Annotated in this window: 8 protein-coding genes; 5 read left to right on the forward strand and 3 right to left on the reverse strand. The window is 66.4% G+C overall.

The window, feature by feature from the left end:
* Together RT662_RS12645 and ptsP are read left to right on the forward strand one after the other, a co-directional pair.
* On the forward strand, nucleotides 1–1,006 hold a 1,006-nt coding region (locus tag RT662_RS12645), incomplete at its 5' end, for a nitronate monooxygenase (RefSeq protein ID WP_313671063.1).
* Nucleotides 1,006–3,267 carry a phosphoenolpyruvate--protein phosphotransferase gene (gene ptsP / locus RT662_RS12650; RefSeq protein WP_313671064.1) on the forward strand — a complete coding sequence of 754 codons (2,262 nt, stop codon included), beginning with the start codon at nucleotides 1,006–1,008 and terminating at the stop codon, nucleotides 3,265–3,267. The genes RT662_RS12645 and ptsP, both read left to right, overlap by 1 nt.
* Here the strand turns inward: ptsP and RT662_RS12655 are convergent.
* Nucleotides 3,264–3,542: a YciI family protein gene (locus RT662_RS12655; protein WP_313671065.1), complete on the reverse strand. Its 279-nt coding sequence runs from the start codon at nucleotides 3,540–3,542 to the stop codon at nucleotides 3,264–3,266. The genes ptsP and RT662_RS12655 overlap by 4 nt on opposite strands.
* Before the next feature lie 6 nt (nucleotides 3,543–3,548).
* Nucleotides 3,549–3,704 (reverse strand): hypothetical protein, encoded by a 156-nt coding sequence (locus RT662_RS12660; RefSeq protein WP_313671066.1) that lies wholly within the window; start codon nucleotides 3,702–3,704, stop codon nucleotides 3,549–3,551.
* Nucleotides 3,705–3,854: 150 nt separating this feature from the next.
* On the opposite strand from RT662_RS12660, the gene rpmB reads away from it, so the two are divergent.
* Together rpmB and RT662_RS12670 are read left to right on the forward strand one after the other, a co-directional pair.
* Nucleotides 3,855–4,145, forward strand: a complete 291-nt coding sequence (gene rpmB / locus RT662_RS12665) for a 50S ribosomal protein L28 (protein WP_022680422.1) — start codon at nucleotides 3,855–3,857, stop codon at nucleotides 4,143–4,145.
* Nucleotides 4,146–4,233: 88 nt separating this feature from the next.
* Complete coding sequence (locus RT662_RS12670) at nucleotides 4,234–4,854, forward strand: GNAT family N-acetyltransferase (protein ID WP_313671067.1); 621 nt, start codon at nucleotides 4,234–4,236, stop codon at nucleotides 4,852–4,854.
* Here RT662_RS12670 and RT662_RS12675 read toward each other — a convergent pair.
* Nucleotides 4,835–5,827 carry an esterase-like activity of phytase family protein gene (locus RT662_RS12675; protein ID WP_313671068.1) on the reverse strand — a complete coding sequence of 331 codons (993 nt, stop codon included), beginning with the start codon at nucleotides 5,825–5,827 and terminating at the stop codon, nucleotides 4,835–4,837. The genes RT662_RS12670 and RT662_RS12675 overlap by 20 nt on opposite strands.
* Before the next feature lie 55 nt (nucleotides 5,828–5,882).
* Here RT662_RS12675 and RT662_RS12680 point away from each other — a divergent pair.
* Nucleotides 5,883–6,808 (forward strand): RecQ family ATP-dependent DNA helicase (locus RT662_RS12680; protein WP_313671069.1); only part of this gene is annotated, 926 nt, incomplete at its 3' end.

The following is a 6,808-nucleotide window of genomic DNA, read 5'->3' on the forward strand; positions in this document are numbered from 1 at the left end:
CGCTGCATCGGCCAAGGGCCGCGAATTCCTTGGCACCCGCCACGCCATCATGGCCGGCGCGATGACGTGGGTTTCGGAACGTCACCTGGTTTCCGCCATCTCCAACGCCGGCGGTTTCGGCGTGCTGGCGTGCGGAGCGATGCCGCCGGCCATTCTTGAAGCCGAGATCATTGCGACGCGGGCGCTCACCAGCAAACCGTTCGGGGTGAACCTGATCACCCTGCATCCGCAGCTGGATGAACTGATCGATATCTGCGGCCGGCAGGGCGTGAGCCATGTCGTGCTCGCCGGCGGCCTGCCTTCGGGCGCGGCGATTGCCAAGATCAAGGGCTTTGGTGCCAAGCTGATGTGCTTTGCGCCCACCGCCGCACTGGCCAAGAAGCTGGTGCGGTCGGGTGTTGATGCGATCATCATCGAAGGTTCGGAAGCCGGCGGCCACATTGGCCCGGTGTCGCTCACCGTCCTCGCTCAGGAAATCCTGCCGGTCATCACCGATGTGCCGGTGTTTGTCGCGGGCGGCATCGGGCGCGGCAATGCGATTGCCGCCTATCTGGAAATGGGCGCTTCGGGGGTGCAGTTGGGCACGCGCTTTGCCGCTGCAGCCGAAAGCGTGGCGCATGAGAAGTTCAAGGCCGCGTTTGTCCGCGCCTCGGCCCGCGACGCGCTGTCCAGCGTGCAGATCGATCCGCGCCTGCCGGTGATCCCGGTGCGCGCCCTGAAGAACGCCGGCAGCGAAGCCTTCAACGAGCGCCAGCGCGAAGTCGCCGCCGCCGTTGATCGCGGCGAGATGGATCTGGCCGCCGGGCAACTGGCCATCGAACATTATTGGGCCGGCGCCCTGCGCCGCGCCGTGGTGGATGGCGATGTCGAAGGCGGCAGCCTGATGGCCGGCCAATCTGTGGGTATGGTCACCAGCGTGCAGCCGGTGGCCGAGATCATCGCGGAACTCACCACCGACGCCGAAGCCGCCCTGTCCCGCCGGACCGTCAGAGAGGCCGCTGCCTGATGGCCCAGGTCAACGCCGCCCGCGAGATACTGCGCCGCCTTCACGATGTGATGGCTGGCAAGGCGGCGGCGCAGGTGAAGCTGAACCAGGTGGTGAAGCTGGTGGCGGCCGAACTGGGCAGCGAGGTCGCCTCCATCTACCTGCTGCGCGATGGCGTGCTGGAACTGTTTGCCACGCAAGGCCTGGCGCAATCGGCCGTGCACGTCACCCGGCTGTCGATGGGCCAGGGCCTGGTGGGCAATATCGCCGCCCGCCGCGAACCGCTGGCATTGGCCGAAGCCAAGGCCCATTCCGATTTCGCCTATCGCCCGGAAACCGGCGAAGATGATTTCCACAGTTTCTGCGGCGTGCCGATCCTGCGCCGCGAAGCCGCCATCGGCGTGCTGGCCGTGCAGCACCGCGAACCGCGCAATTATGCCGAGGTGGAAATCGAAGCGCTGCAAACCGTGGGCATGGTGCTTTCCGAACTGATCCACGGCGCCGGGCTGGTAGATGATGCCCAAGCCGCCCGCATGCGCGCCGCCAACAGCGGGCCGACGCGGCTCAACGGCCTGAAGCTGGTTGATGGCCTCGCCCGCGGCGTGGCGGTGTTTCACCAGCCGCGCGTGGTGGTGGAACACACGGTGGCCGACGATGTCGATGCCGAACGCGTGCGGCTGGTCGATGCCTTTGCCCGCATGCGCACCCAGATCGACGACATGATGGGCCGATCCGAATTCGTCGCCGGCACCGATCACCACGAAATTCTCGAAACCTACAAGATGTTTGCCTATGATGAAGGCTGGGCGCGGCGCATCAACGAGGCGATCGAAACCGGCCTGACCGCCGAAGCCGCCGTGGAGCGCGTGCAGTCACGCAACCGGCTGCGCATGCGCTCCATCGACGATCCCTACCTCAAGGAACGGCTCACCGATCTCGATGATCTGGCCAACCGGCTGCTGCGCATCTTGTCGGGCCAGTTGGGCACGGCGGCACAGATCGGCATCACCGGCGATGCCATCCTCATCGCCCGCAATCTTGGGCCCGCCGAACTGCTCGAATATGACAAGCGCCACCTGAAAGGCGTGGTGCTGGAAGAAGGCAGCCTGACCGCGCACGTGATCATCGTGGCCCGCGCCATGGGCGTGCCCGTGCTTGGCCGGGTCGATCAACTGTTTGCCCACGTCAACGACGGCGACGAGCTGATCGTCGATGCCGGCAACAATGCGCTGCTGATCCGGCCGACGGCGGCGACGATCAAATCCTATCAGGCGATGCGGGCGCTGAAGGCGCGCCAGGCCGAACAATGGGCCAAGGTGCGCGATCTGCCGGCCATTTCGAAGGATGGCCGCCACATCGCGCTCTATATGAACGCCGGCCTGCTTGATGATGCCGCCGCCATCCCGCTGGCCGGCGCCGATGGCATCGGGTTGTTCCGCACCGAGTTCCAGTTCCTGGTTTCGGCCACCCTGCCCCGCCGCGAACGCCAGCAGAGCCTGTATCGCGGCGTGCTGGAAGCCGCGGGTGACAAGCCGGTGGTGTTCCGCACCGTCGATATCGGCGGTGACAAGGCGGTGCCCTATATCGACGGCGACGAGGAGGACGAAAACCCCGCGATGGGCTGGCGCGCGCTGCGCCTCGCGCTCGGCCGTTCCGGCCTGATGAAGGTGCAGGCCCGCGCCCTGCTGGAGGCCGCTGCCGGCCGCACGCTCAATGTGATGTTCCCGATGGTGTCCGAACCCTGGGAATTTGCCGAAGCCCGTGCGCTGGTGGAACAGCAGCGCGAACGGCTGGCCCGCACCGGCCACGCCGTGCCCACCGAGATCCTTTATGGCGCCATGATCGAGGTGCCGGCCCTGATCGAGCAGCTCGACCTGCTGCTGCCGATGACCGATTTCGTTTCGATCGGCACCAACGATCTCACGCAGTTCCTGTTCGCCGCTGATCGCGCCAATCCCCGTCTGGCCGACCGCTATGACTGGCTGTCCCCCGCCATCCTGCGCGTCATCCGCCGCGTGGTGTGCGCCGCCGCCGAGCATGATGTGCCCGTAACCGTGTGCGGCGAAATGGGCGGCCGCCCGCTGGAAGCACTGGCGCTGATCGCGCTCGGCGTGGAGCGCCTCTCCATCACGCCGGCCGGCATTGGGCCGATCAAGGCGATGATTCGTTCAGCGACGCTGGAGCCACTGTCCGATTCGATGCAGGAGTGGCTGGCCAAGCCGGGGGTGAACATCCGCGCCGAGCTGTCGAGTGCGGCGAAGCGGCAGGGGCTGAGCTTCTAGGGAAGCACCTTGTGCCAATTGGTCACCGACCGGCTCTCGAACAGCCCGGCCAGATGATAGGGATCGGCATTGGCAAAGGCGATCGCCGCATCGCGGTCATCGAATTCCATGATCAGCAGGCTGCCCATGGCCCGGCCATCGGGGCGCAGCAGCGGTCCGGCGACAAGGATCTGATCCTTGTAGTCGTTCACATGCGCCAAGTGCGCCGCCCGCGTTTCCGCGCGCAGATCAGCCGATTCCGGCTTGTCGATACAGTGAATAGCGAACCAGGGCATCGGGCCTCACGCTTTGGCTTGGCCTTTGGTGTAGACGGGCGTTTCGCCCGGGGGAAGTGCCCAACTGCACCAGCCGATGGGGTTTTTTGCTGATATGCTGCCGCGCAGCGCTGCCGGGTGAGGCAGCGATTCGGCGATGTTGGGCCAGAACAGCACCGCCATGCGGCCGGCCAAGGCGCTGAAATGGCCGGGCTGCCGAGTGGAAAGGCCGCGCAACAGTTGACGCCGCACCGCCCCTCCGCTATGCGCGCCGGTCTGTTGCTGGTCCGTACGGGCTGGCATTTGCGAAATTCTTGATGACAGGATTGAACGATGTCGCGCGTTTGCGAATTGACCGCCAAGGGCCGCCAGGTTGGCCACAACGTGTCCCACGCCAACAACAAGACCAAGCGCACCTTTCTGCCCAACCTGCAGAACGTGACGCTGATCTCTGATGCGCTGGGCAAGGGCGTGCGTCTGCGCGTGTCGATGAACGGTCTGCGTTCGGTCGAACATGTCGGCGGCCTTGATAACTGGCTGGTCAAGACCAAGGACGAGCTTCTTTCTGACCGCTGCGTCAAGCTGAAGAAGGAAATCAACAAGAAGTTGACCGCCGCCGCCTGAGGCCGCGCTGCTCTTGTGATTCGCCAAGGCGGCCGGGCATCAAGCCCGGCCGCTTTTGTTTGTGGCGGCATCACTTATGCTGGCGGCCATGCGCCCTGTCCCCGTGATTCGCCCCGCCACCCTGGCAGACCGCCCGGCCATCATCGCCGTGCTGGCCGCCGCCTTCATCGATGATCCGGCGCTGGCCTGGATTTTCCCCGATACCGCCCGGCGCGCCAGCCAGTTGGAGCGATTCTTTGGCCTGATCACCCGGGCCGATGCCCGGCTGCCATTGGCGCAGGTGGCGCTGGCTGGCGACGGCCACATCATTGGCGCCGCGCTGTGGCGGCCGCCGGGGGCATGGGCGCTGCCCGCCACCAGCCTGATCGCCAACCTGCCGCGCCTTGCCGCCACCTTCACCACCGCCCTGCCGCGCACCCTGGGCCTGATGGGCACGATGGACCATCAGCACGATCGCCGCCCGCACTGGTATCTGCAGTTCATCGGCGTCGCGCCCGCAGGGCAAGGCCAGGGCGTGGGCGGCGCCCTGCTGCGTGCCGGCCTCGCCCGCGCCGGGGGCCAGCCCTGCTATCTCGAAACCGCCACGCCATCCAATGTCGGCCTCTATCAGGCGCATGGCTTTGCCGTGCGCAATGAATGGCAGCATGGTAACGCCCCGAACTTCTGGTCGATGTGGCACCCCGGCAGCGTCACCGCAGCGGCGCAATGATCTCCAGTTGCAGCAGCAACGTGCGCTGCGCCGCCGAGAAATTATCGTCGGACACCAGATAGAGGATCGACGGCGCGGTCTTGCGGCGCACCAGCGCGAGGCCTTCCATATTGTCCACCGGCCATTTATCCCCCCCACCACTGCCGCGCCCCCAACGCGCCAGCAGCCGGCCCGGCGCGGCGCTGCCGCCGGCCAGCACCGGCGCCAGATCGACGATGCTGATCGCAGCGGCGGTTTCGGCGCCGGTGAAGCGGCGGTGGAGCACCAGCAGGTGGGTTTCGTCCAGAAGCGCCGCATCGGTGGGCGCGAAGCCGGCCACCGCTTCAATCCTGATCCTGCGGGTGAGGCCGGCAGGTGCCACCAGCAGCGCGGTGAGCGCGCCATCGGCGGCGGCAGCATTTTCGGCAATCCAGATCAGGCTGCCATCGCCCAGCACAGCCAGTGATTCGCCGCCGCCGTTGGGCGGCCAGGCCATCGTGTCGGTCCGGTAGAGCGGCGCGCCGGCGGGCGTGAGCGGCGGGCCATGGCCGGCAAAGGCCAGGATGCGGTGCTGCTGTTCCAGGCTCACCAACGTCTGGCCATCGGGGGTGAAGGCAATCGCTTCGGCATCGCGGTCGCTTTTGCCGTCGCCGGGCATGGTGATGCTGCCCATTTCGCCCGATGGTGCGCCGGGACGGAAGAGCAGCCAGTCGCCAGCATCGGTGACGGCCAGCAACCGGCCATCCGGCAGCGCGGCGAGGCCCGAAAGGCCGCCGAACGCCGATTCCGGGCTGGTCAGCGCCGTCGCCGACACCAGCCGGAACGGCCCGATCACGCTGCCGGCACCGGGCAGCGGCGCGGCGGTGATGGCGATGCTGTGCCGGGGCTGATTGGCGGCGATGGCCGGCGGGCGCAATTCGGTCCACAAGATCCAGATTGCCGCCAGCAGCAGGGCTGCCAGCCCAGCATATTGGCCGGCTTGGGAAATCGCCACGCGCCTCATGGAAAAAGCATAGCAGGCGCGAAACGCCTTCGCTATCCACGGCGCCATGACCCCCCATGAAATCCTGCACCGTGTGTTCGGCCACGCCGAATTCCGCGGTCCCCAGGAACAGATCATCAGCGACGTGATTGCTGGCCGCGACTGCCTGGCGATCATGCCGACCGGGGCGGGCAAATCGCTGTGCTATCAGGTGCCGGCGCTGGTGCGGCCGGGCACGGCACTGGTGATATCGCCGTTGATCGCGCTGATGGAAGATCAGGTGCAGGCGCTGCACACCCAGGGCGTGCGTGCCGGCACGTTGAACAGCCAATCGGCCGATGGCGGCCAGGTGTGGCGCGACTTTGTCGATGGCCAGCTTGATCTGCTCTATGTTTCGCCCGAACGCGCGCTGTCCGATGGTTTTGGCCAGATGGTGCAGCGCACGGAAATCGCCCTGATCGCCATCGACGAAGCGCACTGCGTTTCCCAATGGGGCCATGATTTCCGCCCCGAGTATCGCCGGCTGAAGCCGTTCTGCGATTCCCTGCCCGGCGTGCCGCGCATCGCGCTGACCGCCACTGCCGATCGCGAGACGCGCGCCGATATCGCGCTGCAGCTTGGCATTGGCAGCGACCGCATCACGCTTTCAGGCTTTGATCGGCCCAACATCCGTTATGACGTGGTGGGGCGGGATAATCTCCACCGCCAGCTGCTGGCCTTCATGGCGGGCCAGGCCGGGCGCGCCGGCATCATCTATGCCCCCACCCGTGCCGCCACCGAAAAGATTTGCGACTGGCTGGTGGAAGCCGGCATCCACGCCCGGCCCTATCATGCCGGGTTGGAAGCCGGCATCCGCAGCCGGCACCAGGCGGATTTCGTGAAGAGCGAAGACATGGTGATGTGTGCCACCATCGCCTTTGGCATGGGCATCAACAAACCCGATGTGCGCTTCGTCGTGCACGCCGGCCTGCCCAAATCGATCGAGGCCTATTA

This window comes from Sandarakinorhabdus sp. (assembly GCF_032115815.1).
In the GTDB taxonomy this organism is placed as follows: Bacteria; Pseudomonadota; Alphaproteobacteria; order Sphingomonadales; family Sphingomonadaceae; genus Sandarakinorhabdus.

What these genes read in the sequence shown, in the direction of transcription:
- rpmB (WP_022680422.1), top strand. Translation starts at nt 3,855, where the DNA reads ATGTCGCGCGTTTGCGAATTGACCGCCAAGGGCCGCCAGGTTGGCCAC.
- RT662_RS12670 (WP_313671067.1), top strand. Translation starts at nt 4,234, where the DNA reads ATGCGCCCTGTCCCCGTGATTCGCCCCGCCACCCTGGCAGACCGCCCG.
- RT662_RS12655 (WP_313671065.1), bottom strand. Translation starts at nt 3,542, where the DNA reads ATGCCCTGGTTCGCTATTCACTGTATCGACAAGCCGGAATCGGCTGAT.
- ptsP (WP_313671064.1), top strand. Translation starts at nt 1,006, where the DNA reads ATGGCCCAGGTCAACGCCGCCCGCGAGATACTGCGCCGCCTTCACGAT.
- RT662_RS12660 (WP_313671066.1), bottom strand. Translation starts at nt 3,704, where the DNA reads ATGGCGGTGCTGTTCTGGCCCAACATCGCCGAATCGCTGCCTCACCCG.